The sequence below is a fragment of the Streptomyces sp. LS-MS-L19 genome, assembly GCF_058382285.1.
The window spans coordinates 8382325-8397846 of the sequence record NZ_JBYCLL010000001.1 but is presented as its reverse complement, the minus strand read 5'-3'; the positions used below and the strand labels follow the sequence as shown (position 1 = coordinate 8397846).

The 15522-nt window shown below is 70.9% G+C and carries 17 protein-coding genes; 6 read left to right on the top strand and 11 right to left on the bottom strand.

Annotated elements, in window-relative coordinates; translation table 11 throughout:
• Positions 1-354 precede the first annotated feature (354 nt).
• The 7 genes from AC2XR2_RS37440 to AC2XR2_RS37410 all read right to left on the bottom strand — a co-directional run bounded on the left by AC2XR2_RS37440 (position 355) and on the right by AC2XR2_RS37410 (position 7407).
• Complete coding sequence (locus AC2XR2_RS37440; RefSeq protein WP_381296604.1) at positions 355-1143, bottom strand: ABC transporter ATP-binding protein; 789 nt, start codon at positions 1141-1143, stop codon at positions 355-357.
• Complete coding sequence (locus tag AC2XR2_RS37435; protein WP_491517488.1) at positions 1136-2065, bottom strand: ABC transporter permease; 930 nt, start codon at positions 2063-2065, stop codon at positions 1136-1138. The genes AC2XR2_RS37440 and AC2XR2_RS37435 overlap by 8 nt, the downstream gene beginning before the upstream one ends.
• A 97-nt stretch (positions 2066-2162) precedes the next feature.
• Positions 2163-3035, bottom strand: a complete 873-nt coding sequence (locus tag AC2XR2_RS37430; RefSeq protein WP_381296661.1) for a glycosyltransferase family 2 protein — start codon at positions 3033-3035, stop codon at positions 2163-2165.
• An 8-nt stretch (positions 3036-3043) separates the two neighbouring features.
• Positions 3044-3823 carry a CDP-alcohol phosphatidyltransferase family protein gene (locus tag AC2XR2_RS37425; RefSeq protein WP_381296600.1) on the bottom strand — a complete coding sequence of 260 codons (780 nt, stop codon included), beginning with the start codon at positions 3821-3823 and terminating at the stop codon, positions 3044-3046.
• Positions 3801-4862: an iron-containing alcohol dehydrogenase family protein gene (locus AC2XR2_RS37420; protein WP_330263229.1), complete on the bottom strand. Its 1062-nt coding sequence runs from the start codon at positions 4860-4862 to the stop codon at positions 3801-3803. The genes AC2XR2_RS37425 and AC2XR2_RS37420 overlap by 23 nt, the downstream gene beginning before the upstream one ends.
• Positions 4850-5602 carry a phosphocholine cytidylyltransferase family protein gene (locus AC2XR2_RS37415; protein WP_491517487.1) on the bottom strand — a complete coding sequence of 251 codons (753 nt, stop codon included), beginning with the start codon at positions 5600-5602 and terminating at the stop codon, positions 4850-4852. Before AC2XR2_RS37415 ends, AC2XR2_RS37420 begins: the two co-directional genes overlap by 13 nt.
• Positions 5599-7407 (bottom strand): DUF5941 domain-containing protein, encoded by a 1809-nt coding sequence (locus AC2XR2_RS37410; RefSeq protein ID WP_381296597.1) that lies wholly within the window; start codon positions 7405-7407, stop codon positions 5599-5601. Before AC2XR2_RS37410 ends, AC2XR2_RS37415 begins: the two co-directional genes overlap by 4 nt.
• A gap of 278 nt (positions 7408-7685) precedes the next feature.
• On the opposite strand from AC2XR2_RS37410, the gene galE reads away from it, so the two are divergent.
• The 4 genes from galE (at position 7686) to AC2XR2_RS37390 (ending at position 11459) form a co-directional block, all read left to right on the top strand.
• A complete protein-coding gene (gene galE / locus AC2XR2_RS37405) occupies positions 7686-8654 on the top strand; it encodes a UDP-glucose 4-epimerase GalE (RefSeq protein WP_491517486.1) in 969 nt (322 codons plus the stop codon).
• Between the two features lie 151 nt (positions 8655-8805).
• Positions 8806-9747, top strand: coding sequence for a cation diffusion facilitator family transporter (locus AC2XR2_RS37400; RefSeq protein WP_381296593.1), 942 nt, complete (start codon positions 8806-8808; stop codon positions 9745-9747).
• 205 nt (positions 9748-9952) lie between these two features.
• Positions 9953-10546, top strand: a complete 594-nt coding sequence (gene idi, locus AC2XR2_RS37395) for an isopentenyl-diphosphate Delta-isomerase (RefSeq protein ID WP_330263234.1) — start codon at positions 9953-9955, stop codon at positions 10544-10546.
• 53 nt (positions 10547-10599) lie between these two features.
• Positions 10600-11459, top strand: a protein-coding gene (locus tag AC2XR2_RS37390; RefSeq protein WP_381297796.1) for an IS5 family transposase whose coding sequence is annotated in 2 segments (ribosomal slippage) — positions 10600-10936 and positions 10936-11459 — 861 coding nt in all. Because the reading frame shifts where the segments join, the coding sequence is not laid out codon by codon here.
• 15 nt (positions 11460-11474) lie between these two features.
• Here the strand turns inward: AC2XR2_RS37390 and AC2XR2_RS37385 are convergent.
• Together AC2XR2_RS37385 and AC2XR2_RS37380 are read right to left on the bottom strand one after the other, a co-directional pair.
• The gene (locus AC2XR2_RS37385; RefSeq protein ID WP_449350543.1) at positions 11475-12005 is read right to left on the bottom strand and encodes an ATP-binding protein; all 531 of its coding nucleotides are present in this window, start codon (positions 12003-12005) and stop codon (positions 11475-11477) included.
• Positions 12006-12131: 126 nt separating this feature from the next.
• The gene (locus AC2XR2_RS37380) at positions 12132-12737 is read right to left on the bottom strand and encodes an HdeD family acid-resistance protein (protein ID WP_491517485.1); all 606 of its coding nucleotides are present in this window, start codon (positions 12735-12737) and stop codon (positions 12132-12134) included.
• A 69-nt stretch (positions 12738-12806) separates the two neighbouring features.
• Here AC2XR2_RS37380 and AC2XR2_RS37375 point away from each other — a divergent pair, with 69 nt between their 5' ends.
• Positions 12807-13571, top strand: a complete 765-nt coding sequence (locus AC2XR2_RS37375; RefSeq protein ID WP_381296587.1) for an enoyl-CoA hydratase/isomerase family protein — start codon at positions 12807-12809, stop codon at positions 13569-13571.
• Here the strand turns inward: AC2XR2_RS37375 and AC2XR2_RS37370 are convergent.
• The gene (locus AC2XR2_RS37370) at positions 13543-14193 is read right to left on the bottom strand and encodes a DJ-1/PfpI family protein (RefSeq protein WP_381296585.1); all 651 of its coding nucleotides are present in this window, start codon (positions 14191-14193) and stop codon (positions 13543-13545) included. The genes AC2XR2_RS37375 and AC2XR2_RS37370 overlap by 29 nt on opposite strands.
• An 11-nt stretch (positions 14194-14204) precedes the next feature.
• Entirely contained in the window at positions 14205-15164 is a 960-nt protein-coding gene (locus tag AC2XR2_RS37365) for a GlxA family transcriptional regulator (protein ID WP_491517484.1), read from the bottom strand.
• A 179-nt stretch (positions 15165-15343) separates the two neighbouring features.
• Between AC2XR2_RS37365 and AC2XR2_RS37360 the strand changes: the two genes are divergently transcribed.
• Positions 15344-15475 carry an LPFR motif small protein gene (locus AC2XR2_RS37360; protein WP_252100555.1) on the top strand — a complete coding sequence of 44 codons (132 nt, stop codon included), beginning with the start codon at positions 15344-15346 and terminating at the stop codon, positions 15473-15475.
• The last annotated feature ends 47 nt before the right edge of the window (positions 15476-15522 follow it).

The following is a 15522-nucleotide window of genomic DNA, read 5'->3' as shown; positions in this document are numbered from 1 at the left end:
CTGCGTTGAGCTGGGGAGTTTCCGAAGCCATCGCCGTCACATCTCCCGTTCTACACCGCCGACCCAATACACACTATTTCGGACACGCCGCCCGGCCGTCCGCGCGGCGCCCTTGTGCGGGTGTCGCGCATTATCGCCCCACTTGCCGCGATTGGGCACCGGTACAGCTTACGTTGTACAACGCGGCGAGGATCGTCGGGGTGTCCGGCGCATCACAACAACACACCGATTGGCCCCAAGATTCCTAAGGGCTGCGGAAGTTGACGTTTCCTTTGCAGACGCGGGGCCCCGCCGGAGCAGTTCCGGCGGGGCCCGGTCAAGCGGAGCGGTCTTTTTCGCCCGGGGCGGGGTGGACTACTTGCCCGTGAACTTCTCGTACTCCTTGATGACCTCTTCGGTCGGGCCGTCCATGCGCAGCTCGCCGCGCTCCAGCCACAGGACGCGGTCGCAGGTGTCACGGATCGACTTGTTGTTGTGGCTGACCAGGAACACCGTGCCCGCCTCCTTGCGCAGTTCCCGGATGCGTTCCTCGGAGCGCTTCTGGAACTTGCGGTCACCGGTGGCCAGGGCCTCGTCGATCATGAGGACGTCGTGATCCTTGGCGGCGGCGATGGAGAAGCGCAGCCGGGCCGCCATGCCGGAGGAGTAGGTGCGCATGGGAAGGGTGATGAAGTCGCCCTTCTCGTTGATCCCGGAGAAGTCGACGATCTCCTGGTAGCGCTCCTTGATCTGCTCCCGGGACATCCCCATGGCGAGACCGCCCAGGATGACGTTCCGCTCACCCGTGAGGTCGTTCATCAGGGCCGCGTTGACGCCGAGCAGGGAGGGCTGGCCGTGGGTGTAGACGCGGCCGCTCTCGGCGGGCAGCAGACCGGCGATGGCCCGCAGCAGGGTCGACTTGCCGGAGCCGTTGGAGCCGATCAGGCCGATCGCCTCGCCCTTGTACGCGACGAAGGAGACGCCCCGCACGGCGTGCACCTTGCGCACGCCCCGCTCCTCGCCGCGCTTGAGGATGCGGCTCAGGGCCGCGGTCGCACTGCCCTTGCCGGTCTTGGCGCCGTTGACGCGGTAGACGATGTGCAGGTCGTCCGCGATGACCGTGGGGGCCTTGGTGGCCTGCGCGTCCTGGATGTCCTCAGCCACGGCCGTACCTTTCCTCCGCCTTCCAGAAGTACACGAAGCCGCCGAGCGCGAAGAGCACGGCCCAGCCGCCCGCCGCCGCCCAGACGTGGTTGGGCAGGTTCTCGGCGCCGTAGTCGTCGAGCAGGGCGAAGCGCATCAGGTCCATGTAGAGGGCCGCGGGGTTCCACTGGAGGACCGTGGCGACCCACTGCGGTTTGTCGGCCAGCATGATCGGGATGGAGAACATCACGCCGGACGCGTACATCCAGGTGCGCATCACGAACGGCATCAGCTGGGCCAGGTCGGGGGTCTTGGCGCCGGCGCGGGCCATGATCAGCGCGAGGCCGGTGTTGAACAGGAACTGAAGGGCCAGCACCGGGACGATCAGGGCCCAGGACAGGTCCGGGTAGTGCCCGAAGCCGACCGCCACCGCGAACAGCACGACCATCGAGAACAGCAGCTGCTGGAGCTGCTGGAGCGCGAAGGAGATCGGCAGCGAGGCCCGCGGGAAGTGCAGCGCGCGGACCAGGCCGAGGTTGCCGGAGATGGCGCGTACGCCCGCCATGACCGAGCTCTGCGTGAAGGTGAACACGAAGACACCCGTGACCAGGAACGGGATGTACACGTCCTTCGACATGCCCCGGCTGGCATCGAGGATGACGCCGAAGATGACGAAGTACACGGCGGCGTTCAGCAGCGGGGTCGCCACCTGCCACAGCTGGCCGAGCTTGGCCTGGCTGTACTGGGCGGTCAGCTTCGCCCGCGAGAACGCGAGGATGAAGTGACGCCGGTCCCAGAGCTGGCGGACGTAGTCGACGAGCGAGGGGCGGGCGCCGCTCACGGCCAGTCCGTACCGCTCGGCGAGCTGTGCCGCCGTGAGGCCCTGGTCGGGCGACGCGGGCGCGCGGGTCGCGACCTTGCCGTCGTGCGTTGTCTCACTCAATGGTGGGTAACTTTCGTCTTCGAGATGCGCGGCCTGTGCAGGCAGGGCACGAGCGTGGGACCGCGGTGCGGCCCGGCTGCTCTCGGATACGAGCTTGTCAGATGACAGGGGGGCGGCCCAGTCGGGTGAGCCGCCACACCGTACGCCACTTCATGGGCCGGCGCGGACCGCACGCTGTGCTCCAGCCTTCCCGGAATCCGCCGAACCAGGCCTTCAGGGCAGGTCGCGAGGGGCGGCGCAGCAGGGTCAGCAGCAGCCAGACGCCGAGGTAGACGGGGACCAGCGGGGCGGGCAGGTTGCGGCGGGCGAGCCAGACGCGGTTGCGGGCGACCATGCGGTGGTAGACCGCGTGCCGTGAGGGCGCGGTCGTGGGGTGGTACAGCACCATGTCGGACCGGTAGTCGATCATCCAGCCCGCGTCGAGGGCCCGCCATGCCAGGTCGGTTTCCTCGTGGGCGTAGAAGAATGCGTCCGGCAGGCCGCCGACTTCGGCGAAGACCTGGGTGCGCACGGCGTTGGCGCCGCCGAGGAAGGTGGTGACCCGGGAGGAGCGCATCGGGTCGGAGGCGCGCAGCCGGGGGACGTGCCGGCGCTGGGTGACCCCGGTCTCGGGGTCGGCGATGCGGAAGCTGACGATGCCGAGCTTCGGGTCCTCGGTGAACGCCTCGCGGCACAGTTCGGCGGTGTCGTGGTTCGGCAGGAGGCCGTCGTCGTCGAGGAAGAGCAATATGTCGACATCTCGACCGCTGGGCCCGAAGGCCTCGATGCCGACGTTGCGGCCGCCGGGGATGCCGAGGTTCTCGGGCAGCTCGATCGTGCGGACGCCTTCGGGGACGTCCGGTACGGGCGAGCCGTTGCCGACCACGACCACCTCGACCGGGTCGCCGTCCTGCTTGGCGACCGAGTCGAGCAGGGCCCGCAGCTCCTCGGGGCGGTTGCCCATGGTGATGATCACCGCGCCGACCTTCATGCCGGTGCTCACTTCAGCCTGCTGGAAGCGAGGATCGACACGAGGTGCAGCAGGGTCTGGAGCAGGGCGATGCCGGCCAGGACGGCCACACCGAGCCGGGTGAAGAACAGGTCGTCGCGCAGCTGGTCGGCGATCGCGAGGACCAGGATCAGCAGGGACGCCTCGATGCCGAGGATCAGCCGGTGGAACTTCAGCAGGGAGGCGGCCTTGCGGGCCAGCGCCATGCCGGAGGAGCGCATCTCGGCGGCCGACTCCTGCACGGGCGGCTTTCCGGTCTGGTGCCGGGCGACGGCCACGAGGTCGGTCTCGGACTTGATGAGGATCGCGCCGAGCGCGGCGAGCGTGCCGAGGAAGGCCCACAGCCAGTCGATACGGCCGCTGCCGAACAGGTCGGCGGCGCGGAGTCCGAAGCCCACGAGCACGGCCGCGTCGGTCAGGTACGCGCCGACGCGGTCCATGTAGACGCCGTTGAGCGAGTACTGCTTCTTCCAGCGCGCGATCTCGCCGTCGACGCAGTCCAGGAGCAGGTACATCTGGACGCACACCACGCCGAGCACGGCTCCCGGGATCCCCGGCACCAGCAGCGCCGGGGCCGCGAGGACACCGAAGACGGTCATCAGGTACGTGAGCTGGTTGGGCGTGACCCTGGTGTTCACCAGGTAGCGGTCCACCCGCAGGGACACCTCACGCATGTAGAGGCGTCCCATCCAGTGCTCACCGCTGCGCCGGTCCTTGACCCCAGCGGGGTGGACGACCGGACGGAGTTCAGCTACCGATGGCCTTGACATAGTCGGTGTAGATGTCCTTGATCTGGTCGGTCTTGAGGTCGAGGTGTTCGAGGATGGTGTAGCGGCCGGGGCGGGTCTCCGGAGCGAACTCCACGGCACGGACGAACTCCGCGGGTGTGAAGCCGATCTCCTCCGGCAGCACCGGCAGTCCGTGCCGGCGCAGCACCTGGGCCATGTTGGCCGCTTCCTCATGGGCTCCGCGCAGGTACATCGCGAAGGCCGCGCCCAGGCCGCACTGCTCGCCGTGGGCGGCGGCGCGCTTGGGGTAGAGCAGGTCGAACGCGTGGTTGATCTCGTGGCAGGAGCCCGACGCCGGCCGGGAGTCGCCCGAGATCGACATCGCGACACCGGTGAGGACCAGGGCCTCGGCGAGGACCTGGAGGAAGCCGTTGTCCCCCACCCCGCCCGGGTGCCGGAGCACGGCCTCGCCGGCCTGGCGGGCCATGGCGGCGGCGAGTCCGTCGATCTTCTCGCCCTTGACGCGGTTCGCCAGCTCCCAGTCGGCGATCGCGTTGATGTTGGAGACGGCGTCGCCGATGCCCGCGCGCACGAAGCGCACCGGCGCCTCGCGGATGACGTCCAGGTCGATGACGGCCGCTATCGGGTTGGGCACACCGTAGGAGCCGCGGCCCGCGTCGTTGTCGAGGGTCGCGACGGGCGAACACAGACCGTCGTGCGCGAGGTTCGTCGGTACGGCGACCAGGGGCAGGCCGACGCGCGCCGCGGCGAACTTGGCGCAGTCGATGATCTTGCCGCCGCCGAGGCCGACGACCGCGTCGAAGTGGCCTGCCTTCATGTCCCCGGCCAGCCGGATGGCGTCGTCGAGGGTGCCGCCGCCGACCTCGTACCAGGTGGCGCCGGGCAGCGAGGGCTCCAGGCGTTCACGCAGCTTCGCTCCCGAGCCGCCGCTGACCGCGACGGCCAGCCTGCCGGAGTGCGAGATCCGCTCGTCGGCGAGCACACAGGCCAGGTCGTCGAGGGCACCCGGGCGGATGTCGACGACGAGCGGCGAGGGAATCAGCCGGGTCAGTACTGGCATGCGATCTCCCGTCCCCGGGCGAGATCGTCGTGGTTGTCGATCTCCACCCACTGGACGTCGCCGATCGGCGCCACGTCGATCCGGAAGCCGCGGTGCACGAGCTCCTGGTAGCCGTGCTCGTAGAACTGTTGCGGGTCGGTCTCCCAGACCGTCTTCAGCGCGTCGGCCAGTTCGGGGGCGGCGTCGCCCTCGATGAGGGTGACGCCGATGTACTCGCCGGTGGCCTCGGCCGGGTCCATCAGCTTGGTGATCTTCGTCATGCCCCGCTCGGGGTCGACGACGACCTTCATCTCCTCGTCCGCGAGGGACTTCACGGTGTCCAGCGCCAGGATGATCCGCTTGCCCTCGCCGCGCGCGGCGAGCAGCGTCTTCTCCACCGAGACCGGGTGCACGGTGTCGCCGTTGGCGAGGATCACACCGTCCTTGAGGGCGTCACGGCCGCACCACAGGGAGTAGGCGTTGTTCCACTCCTCGGCCTTGTCGTTGTCGATGAGGGTGAGCTTGAGGCCGTACTTGGCCTCCAGGGCCGCCTTGCGCTCGTACACGGCCTCCTTGCGGTAGCCGACGATGACGGCGACCTCGGTGAGGCCGATCTCGGCGAAGTTGGCGAGGGTCAGGTCGAGAACCGTCGGTTCGCCCTCTATGCCCGCGGGGCCCACCGGCACCAGAGCCTTGGGGAGGCTGTCGGTGTAGGGGCGCAGTCGGCGTCCGGCGCCGGCCGCCAGCACGAGGCCGATCATGCGGGTTCTCCTTCGTCGTGTACGGCGGGTGCCCCTGCGGACACCCAGAAGCGGATGCTCTCGGCGAGCACCACCAGGGCGACGGCCACGGCCAGGACCGTGAGCGCGACCGTGAACTGCGAAGCGGTGAGCACCGCGGCCAGTACGGCGACGAGGAGCGTGCGCCCCTCCTGCCCCCCGACGGCACGCACCAGCCAGGCCGGGGGCGCTCCGGCGTTGCCGCGGATGCGGTACACCGTGTCGTAGTGATGGTAGGCGACGGCGCCCACCAGGCCGAAAGCCGCAGGAAGGGCTCCGTTCACGTCCGCTTTCGCCGCGAGCAGCAGGATGGTGCAGTACTCGGCGGCACGGAAGAAGGGCGGGACGAGCCAGTCGAGGGCGCCCTTGAGGGGGCGGGCGACGGCCAGTCCCGAGGTGACGGCGTAGATCACGGCACCGACCGCCGCCAGCGGGCCGCCGTAGCCGGGCTGCCAGGCGAGGCCCACGAGGACGAGGCCGCCGAGCAGGGCCACCCCGGGAGCGGCGAAGCCGGGCAGGCGGCGCGCGGGAGCCTGGAGAGCCCTGGCGACGCCCTGCGCGAGCGGGCCCGAGTCGGCGAGGTCGGCCAGCGCCCGCGCCGCCCGGTCCGTCCGCCGTGCCTTCCGCGTCAGCGACCGCAGCACCCGGCCCGCCGTGGTGTAGGTCGCGGCGAAGGCGCACCCGATGAGCAGGGCGTAGAAGGTGATCCGGGGCGTGGTGACCGCGGTCAGCACCGCGATCATCGCCCAGCGCTCGCCGATCGGCAGGACGATCATCCGCCGGACCCACACCGTCCAGCCGACGCTGTCGAGCTTGCCCGAAAGGGCGGCCGTGGGGCTGGTGTTGGCGGTGGCGTCGTGGTTCGCCTCGTTGAAGGAGAAGTCGACGACGTGCCGGCAGGTCTGGAGGATCATCGCGCCCAGCGCGAGGGCCCATACGTCGTCGCCGCCCCGGGCGGCACCCAGCGCGAGGCCGGCGTAGTAGGCGTACTCCTTGGCCCGGTCGAAGGTGGCGTCGAGCCAGGCGCCGAGCGTGGAGTACTGGAGGGAGTAGCGGGCGAGCTGGCCGTCGGTGCAGTCCAGGACGAACGAGGCGATCAGCAGGACGCCCGCCGCGATGAAGCCGCCGCGCGTACCCGTGGCCGCGCAGGCCGCCGCGATCAGCGCGGTGATCAGGGAGGCGGTGGTGACCTGGTTCGGGGTGAGGCCCCGGCGGGCGCACCAGCGGGCGATGTACCGGGAGTAGGGGCTGATGAAGTACGTGGTGAAGAACCCGTCGCGGGCCTTCACGGCCGACTTCAGGCGTACGGCCTCGTCGTCGACCTCCGCGACGGCCTGCCGTGCCTCGTTGCGGGCCTGCGGGTCGGCGGGGACGGCGGCGACCAGGCTGCCGAGCTCGGGGCGGTGGACCTCGGCGCCGTCGTCGGCGAGCGCGGTGACGATGCGGTCGGGGAGGCTGTCCACAGCTACCGCGGTGCCGCCACCCGCGGAGTTCTCCCGTGCCAGCGCCCGGGTCAGGGTCGTACGACCGTCGGGCTGCGCGGTGACGGCGCCGGGCACGGCCGCGAGGGGGAAGCGGGGGTCGGTGAGGCCCAGGCGCAGCGCGTGGACGTGGCCGACGAAGCGGGCGTCGACCAGGGCGATGCGCTGCTCGCAGGGCGCCTCGGCGACCAGCCGCTCGGCGTCGGCGGCGTCCACGGCGACCCGCACGTCGAAGCCGAGGGACCGCAGATCACCCTCGATCGACGATCCGGGGACCGGCTGACCGGTGAGGATGGCGGTCGACAACCGAACTCACTCCCTGGGTGCCGACGCGCGGGCGCCGGTCATGTGCACGATGGGGGCGCCCCTTGGCTGCACCAGGCGGGCGGCATGTCGGCAGAGGCTATCGGATGCCAAGAAGGCCGCGTTCACCGCCCGTTAACGGGCCGATCAACGCCGTCTCCCCCGGCCTTTGCCGCGATCATCATCGGTGATCCGGGCCCCCGCCCACAAACCGCGCCTCCCAAGAGCGGACATCCGGGACATCGCACGGCCCCGAGGGCGTCGGCATAGGGTGGGCGACCATGACGTGGCTGATCACCGGCGGTGCCGGGTACATAGGGGCGCATGTGGCGCGGGCCATGACGGGGGCCGGTGAGCGGGTGCTCGTCCTGGACGACCTGTCGGCGGGGGTGCCCGCGCGGTTGCCCGCCGAGGTGCCGCTGGTCCGGGGTTCCTCGCTGGACGGCGGCCTGCTGAAGCGGGTGCTGGCCGAGCACGCGGTGACGGGTGTGGTGCATCTCGCGGCGCGCAAGCAGGTCGCGGAGTCGGTGGCGCAGCCCACCCGTTACTACCAGGAGAACGTCGGCGGCCTCGCGACCCTCCTGGAGGCGGTCGCGGAGGCCGGGATCGAGCGCTTCCTCTTCTCCTCGTCGGCGGCCGTCTACGGCAACCCCGATGTGGGCCTGATCACGGAGGAGACGCCCTGCGCCCCCGTGAACCCGTACGGCGAGACGAAGCTGGCCGGGGAGTGGCTGGTGCGGGCGGCCGGACAGGCCCACGGGATCTCCACCGTCTGTCTGCGCTATTTCAACGTCGCCGGAGCGGCCGCGCCGGAACTCGCGGACACCGGCGTCTTCAACATCGTCCCGATGGTCTTCGACCGGCTCACCCGCGACGAGGCCCCGCGGATCTTCGGCGACGACTATCCGACGCCGGACGGCACCTGTATCCGCGACTACATCCATGTCGCCGACCTCGCCGAGGCCCATCTCGCGGCGGCCAAGCGGCTGGCCGAAGGCGGACAGAGCGGTGATCTGACCGTCAACATCGGTCGCGGCGAGGGCGTCTCCGTGCGCGAGATGGTCACGGTGATCGGTGAGGTGACCGGAGACCGGCGACCCGCCGTCGTGGAGCCGAGGCGCCCCGGGGACGCTCCCGTGTCGGTGGCCTCGGCCGCCCGGGCCGCCGAGACGCTCGGCTGGAGCGCGCGGCGAGGGGTGCGCGAGATGATCGACTCCGCCTGGCGCGGCTGGCAGCTGCACCACCGGTGAGGCTGCCCTGACCTGCGGATCGTTTGCGCAGGTCAGGGCACATGACAACGGTGTTCAGTGCCGCGTTGCCCGATACCCCCCGCCCGTAGTTCACTGTGATCCCGGGCGGACTGTTCGGCTGTTCCGGGTCAACGCGTAGGAGGCGGCTTCCATGGGGGCAGGGCACGATCACGGGCACGCGCACTCGCATGCGCCGACCGGCGGTACGGCCACCGCGGCGTACGTCGGCAGGCTGCGGGTGGCACTGTCGATCACGCTCGCCGTCATGGTGATCGAGATCATCGGCGGTTTCGTCGCGGACTCCCTCGCCCTGGTCGCGGACGCGGCGCACATGGCGACGGACGCGCTGGGCCTCGGCATGGCCCTCCTTGCGATCCACTTCGCGAACCGCCCGGCCACCGGCAACCGCACCTTCGGGTACGCCCGCGCAGAGATCCTGGCCGCCCTCGCGAACTGTCTGCTGCTGCTCGGCGTCGGCGGCTACGTCCTGTACGAGGCGATCCAGCGGTTCGTCACGCCGGCCGACACCGAGGGCGGGCTGACCATCGTGTTCGGCGCGATCGGTCTGGTCGCGAACATGATCTCGCTGACCCTGCTGGTGCGCGGTCAGAAGGAGAGCCTGAACGTGCGCGGCGCCTTCCTGGAGGTCGCCGCGGACGCGCTGGGCTCGCTCGCGGTGATCGTCTCGGCGACGGTGATCCTCACCACGGGCTGGCAGGCCGCCGACCCGATCGCCTCGCTCGTGATCGGCCTGATGATCGTGCCGCGCACCTTCAAGCTGCTGCGCGAGACCCTCGACGTGCTGCTGGAGTCGGCGCCCAAGGACGTCGACATGACGGAGGTGCGGACCCACATCCTGGCTCTCGACGGGGTGGAGGACGTCCACGACCTGCACGCCTGGACGATCACCTCGGGCATGCCGGTGCTGTCCGCGCACGTGGTGGTGAGCTCCGAGGTCCTGAGCGCGATCGGCCACGAGAAGATGCTGCACGAGCTCCAGGGCTGCCTCGGCGACCACTTCGACGTGGAGCACTGCACCTTCCAGCTGGAGCCGGGCGGTCACGCGGAGCACGAGGCGCATCTGTGCCACTGAGCGCCGCCGCGCGCCTGACACACGTGTACGGTGCATGAAACGCCCGTTCTGACGGAATGCACCGATCCGGCGCACCTGTGCGTCCTCCACCCCACAGCGCCGCCCCGGGCGGTTCCCCGCCCGCCGCGCCGGGCACGATCAACTGCCGGGAGTGCCGGATCCGTGCGGCACACTTGGGGCGCGAAGACCGATGTGAAGGATGGGTATGCCGACCACACCTGCCACCACGACGCACACTCCGTCGAACGGCGCCGCGAACGCGATCCTGCTGGAACTGGTCGACGAGCACGGTGTGACGATCGGCACCGCGGAGAAGCTCGCCGCCCACCAGCCGCCGGGGCAGCTGCACCGCGCCTTCTCGGTGTTCCTCTTCGACGAGCGGGGCCGACTGCTGCTCCAGCAACGGGCGCTGGGCAAGTACCACTCCCCCGGTGTGTGGTCCAACACCTGCTGCGGCCACCCCTACCCCGGCGAGGCGCCCTTCGCGGCGGCGGCCCGGCGGACGTACGAGGAGCTGGGTGTCTCCCCCTCGCTGCTCGCCGAGGCGGGCACGGTCCGCTACAACCACCCGGACCCCGACTCCGGACTGGTCGAGCAGGAGTACAACCACCTGTTCGTCGGCATGGTGCAGTCGCCGCTCGACCCGGACACCGAGGAGGTCGGCGCGACGGCCTTCGTGACCCCGGCGGAGCTCGCGGAGCGGCACGCGAAGGACACCTTCTCGGCGTGGTTCATGACGGTGCTGGACGCGGCCCGGCCCGCGGTCCGGGAGCTGACGGGCCCGGCCGCCGGCTGGTGACCGCCGTCGCCCCTAGCGCGTGTCTCTTTGATGGGTTGGTCAGTTGATCGGATGTGTCTGTCCGATTAGTGATCACTGATGTGATGTGGGACCGGATCGAGCCGCTGATGCCGGCGGATCCGGTCCGCGGACGGCGATGGGCCGACCACCGCCGCACCCTTGAGGCCATCGCGTGGAAGTACCGCACCAACTCGCCCTGGCGGGACCTTCCCGCCGAGCTCGGCTCGTTCAAGACTGCGCACAAGCGGCTGATCAGATGGGCCGTCGACGGCACCTGGGAGATGATCCTCGCCGCCGTCCTGGCAGCGGCGGACGCCGACGACGACATCGACTGGACGGTGTCGGTGGACTCCACGGTCGTCCGGGCCCACCAGCACGCCGCCGGAGCCCTCAAAAAGGGGCGGCCCACCCCGGCGAGCCCGCCGATCACGCACTTGGACGCTCACGTGGCGGACTGAGCACCAAAGTCCACCTGGCCGCAGACGGCCGGGCACGACCCCTCGCCTTCACCGTCACCGCAGGCCAGGCAGGCGATGCACCCGCCTTCGAAACGGTGATGTCCCGCATCCGCGTGCCCCGCACCGGGTCCGGCAGGCCCCGGACCCGACCCCTGGCCGTTCTTGCCGACCGGGCGTACTCCTCCCGCGCCATCCGCAGCCACCTGCGACGCCGGGGCATCCGTGCAGTCATCCCGCAACCGTCCGACCAGGTCGGCCACCGCCTGCGGCGAGGCCGACTCGGCGGCCGACCGCCCGGCTTCGACCGCGAGGCCTACAAACAGCGCAACACCGTCGAACGGTGCATCAACCGCCTCAAGCAGTGGCGCGGCCTGGCCACACGAACCGACAAACTCGCCATCGCCTACCAGGCCGCACTCCACCTCGCGGGCATCCTCATCTGGACCCGCCACTGACCAAAGAGACAGAACCTAGGTGACGGGGACGGTCTTCAGGGGCAGTGCGGCCCAGATCACCTTGCCGCCGCCGGCCGTGTGCTCGACGTCGCAGGCGCCGCCCGCCTCCCGGGTGATCTCCCGCACCAGCAGCAGGCCCCGGCCCCCGGTCTCGCTGTGGGCGGCCTCCAGGGCGGTCGGCCGGTAGGGGTGGTTGTCCTCGACGGACACCCGCACCCATTCCGCGCCGACGGCCACCTCGACCGCGAGCATCGGCGAGAGCAGGGCCGCGTGCCGGACGGCGTTCGTGACCAGCTCGGACACGATCAGCAGGAGACCCTGGACGAGGTCTTCCGAGACCGGCACGCCCTGGCGGTGGAGCAGGTCCCGCACGGCGTGCCGCGCCTGCGGGACCGAGGCGTCGACGGCGGGGGCGGTGAACCGCCACACGCCCTCGTACGGCAGCGGATCCGGGGGGCCCGGTTCGAAGGGATCCGGTTCCGGTGCCAGGGGGTCTTCTCCGCTGTCCGTTGGGCGAGGGCCGGACCCACGCCCATGGTCGTCCATTCTTCGGTCGCCACCCTTGCGCTCGATTGTCACCACACGTCGAGTGTTGGCAGGGCGTCACTCCGGCCCGCCGAACTGAACAGAAGTCAGCGCATATCGAGTGTCTCTGACCGTTTCCGCGCGGAGCTACGCGGGTTCTGTCGGCTCGGCGGCCGTTTCCTGCTGCTCGGTGACCATTCCGACGATCTTGCGTCCGCCGAACCCGGTGGCGACGAGCCCGAGGCCGTCGAAGAGCAGGGCGAGCGAGAAGAAGCAGCCGATCACGTACTTGCTGTTGCTCGGCCAGGAGGCCAGCACCAGGATGCCGAGCAACAGGCCGAAGGCGCCCTGCACCAGCGTCCAGCCGAACTGCGGTCCGCGCACCACCAGACTGCCGACCAGCCGGAACACTCCGCCGGTCAGGAAGAGCAGCGCGGCGAACATGGTCAGGGCCGCGGCCGCCGCCTCCGGGCGTCCGATGACCACGACACCGGCCGCGATGTTCAGGGCGGCGACCACGACACCGAGCCAGAAGAAGTTGGAGCCCCGGGCCTGGACCGCGTGCAACAGCCCGACCACGCCGCCGATCAGCAGGAGCCACCCGAACAGGAGCATCGAGGTGAGCGTGGCCAGGCCCGTGTAGACCAGTCCGACCAGCCCCGCGATCACCAGGATCACGCCGAGCGCGGTCAGCCGGCCGAAGTCGCGGCTCAGCTTGGCGGGCTCGGTCCTCTCGGCCTTCTTCCCTGCCATGCGGGGCCTCCTCGCGCTGCGGCCCCCTTCTTGATCGTACGGTCGGGGGGTACGGCTAGCATCCGACCCATGGAGTACCCGGAACCGCAGCTGCTGCACACCGTCACCGACGCGGTCGCCACCGTCGTGGTGCACCATCCGGCCAAGCGCAATGCCATGACGGCCGCGATGTGGCGGGCGCTGCCGCCGCTGCTCGACGAGCTGGCCGCCGATCCGGGGGTGCGGGCGCTCGTGCTGACCGGGGAGGGCGGGACGTTCTGCGCGGGCGCCGACATCTCCACGCTGCGGGAGGGGCCCGAGGAGGCGCAGGGGCTCGCGGTGCGGGCCGAGGAGGCGCTGGCGGCCTTTCCGAAGCCCACGCTGGCGGCCGTCCGGGGTCACTGTGTGGGCGGCGGGGCGCAGCTCGCGGCGGCGTGCGATCTGCGGTTCGCCGAGGAGGGCGCGCTGTTCGGGGTGACACCGGCGAAGCTCGGGATCGTGTACGCGGCTTCCTCCACGCGGCGGTTGGTGTCGCTGGTCGGGCCCGCCGCCGCCAAGTACCTGCTGTTCTCGGGCGAGTTGATCGACGCGGAGCGGGCGCTGCGCACCGGTCTCGTCGACGAGGTGCTGCCGGAGGGCGAACTCGCCAAGCGGGTCGGGGAGTTCACCCGGATCCTGGTCTCCCGGTCGCAGCTGACGCAGGCCTCGGCGAAGGAGTTCGCGAACGGGCACACCGACCGGGACGCGCACTGGGCCGGGCAGGCACGGGGCAGCGGCGACACCGCGGAGGGCGTCGCCGCGTTCCTGGAGCGCCGTCAGCCGCGGTTCACGTGGTCGGTTCCTGGCCGAGGATGAAACGGCTGTTGGAGCGGAGCAGTTCCACGACGTCCGCGGGTGCCTTCCGCGGGGCCCCGGCGTCGTAGGGCGGCTGCGGATCGTACTCGATCCCCAGCTGCACGGCCTGGGCGACGAAGTCTCCCGCGGTCCGGCCGATCAGGTCGAGCCCCATGTCGATACCGGACGAGACACCGGCCGCGGTGACGTACTTGCCGTCCACCACGACCCGCTCCCCGGTCGGTTCGACGCCGAACTTCCGCAGTTCGTCGAGTGCCAGCCAGTGCGAGGTGGCCCTTCGGCCGTCGAGGAGGCCCGCCGCCGCGAGCAGCAGGGAGCCGGTGCACACGGACGTCGTCCAGGTGCTGGTGGCGTCGGCCGCGCGGATCCACTCCAGCAGCGGTGTGTTGGTCATCTGCGGGGTCTGGCCGGGCCCGCCCGGGACGACCACGATGTCCGGGTCCGGAACCTCGGTCAGGGTCCTGTCGGCGACCAGGGCCAGCCTGCCGTTGTCCGTGCGGACGGGCCCGGTCTCCTCGGCGACGAAGACGACCTCGGAGTCCGGGAGGCGGCCCAGGGTCTCGTACGGGCCGATCGCGTCCAGGGCGGTGAAGCGGTCGTAGAGGACGACGGCAATCTGCATGGTGGGGCCTTTCAGTGGGCCGGGGTCGGGTGGAAGCGGCGGCGGTACTCGGACGGGGCCGTGCCGAGGGCCCTGACGAAGGCGCGGCGCATGCCCTCGGGGGTGCCGTAGCCGCTGGCGCGGGAGATCTCCTCGACGCCGTCGGAGGTGTCCTCCAGGAGGCGGCGGGCGTGTTCGAGGCGGACCCGGTCGACGTAGCGGCCGGGTGTCATGCCGGTCTCGGTCTGGAAGGCGCGGGCGAAGTGGCGGGGCGAGAGCCGGGCCCGGGCGGCGAGGGCCTCGACGCTCAGGTCGTCGTCCGGGTGCTCGGTGATCCACTGCTGGACCTCGCGCAGCGGTTCGCGCCGGGCGGTCTGGGCGGCGAGCTGGGCGCTGAACTGGGCCTGGTTGCCGGGTCTGCGCAGGAAGACGACCAGGTGGCGGGCGATGGTGAGAGCGGTCTCCCGGCCCAGGTCCTCCTCGACGAGGGCGAGGGCGAGGTCGATGCCCGCGGTGACACCGGCGGACGTCGACACGTGTCCGTCGCGCACGTAGATGGGGTCGGGGTCCACCTCGACGGCCGGGTGGTCGCGGGCGAGCTTGGCGCAGTACGCCCAGTGGGTCGTGACCCGGCGGCCGTCCAGCAGCCCCGCCTCGGCGAGCCGGATCGCGCCGGTGCACACCGAGACCAGGCGCTCGGCCCGCGGCCCGTGCTCACGCAGCCAGTCGGCGAGGTACGCGTCGGGGAGCCGGGTGCCCTGTCCGCCGGGCACGAGGAGGGTGTGCGGGGTACCGGCTCGGGCGAGTGATGCGTCCGGTACGACGGTCAGGCCGCTGGAGGTGCGCACGGGGGCGCCGTCCGGTGAGGCGGTACGGATGCGGTAGGTGCCCGGCGTGTGCTGCTCGGCCCCGGCGAAGACCTCCAGCGGGCCGGTGACGTCGAGGCTCTGGACGCCGTCGAAGAGGACGAGGAGAACGGTTCGCTGGGCCATGCCCTCGATTCTTGGGGCGGGCCGCGATGGCGGCAATGACGAGTTCCCCACCTTTCCTGCCATGCCGGCGGACCTGATCGGCAGGCGCCGGACTTCCGGGGGACGAAGATTGCCCGGGCGTCTGAGAGGTACCCGTTCCTCTCCCGGTCGTGGTGGCCGGGAGAAGAAAGGGGATGCACATGTTCCGCGCGATCGCAGACGTACTGCGCCAGATCGGTGGCGCCATCGCCACCGTCGTGACGCTGCCCTTCCGGGCGCTGGCCCGGCTCTTCGGCGGTGCGTCCGGCTCCACGAGGAGCCGCAGGGCCTGACGACCACGGCCGGATGACCGCGCCCTGATCCCCGACTGTCGGTGCCG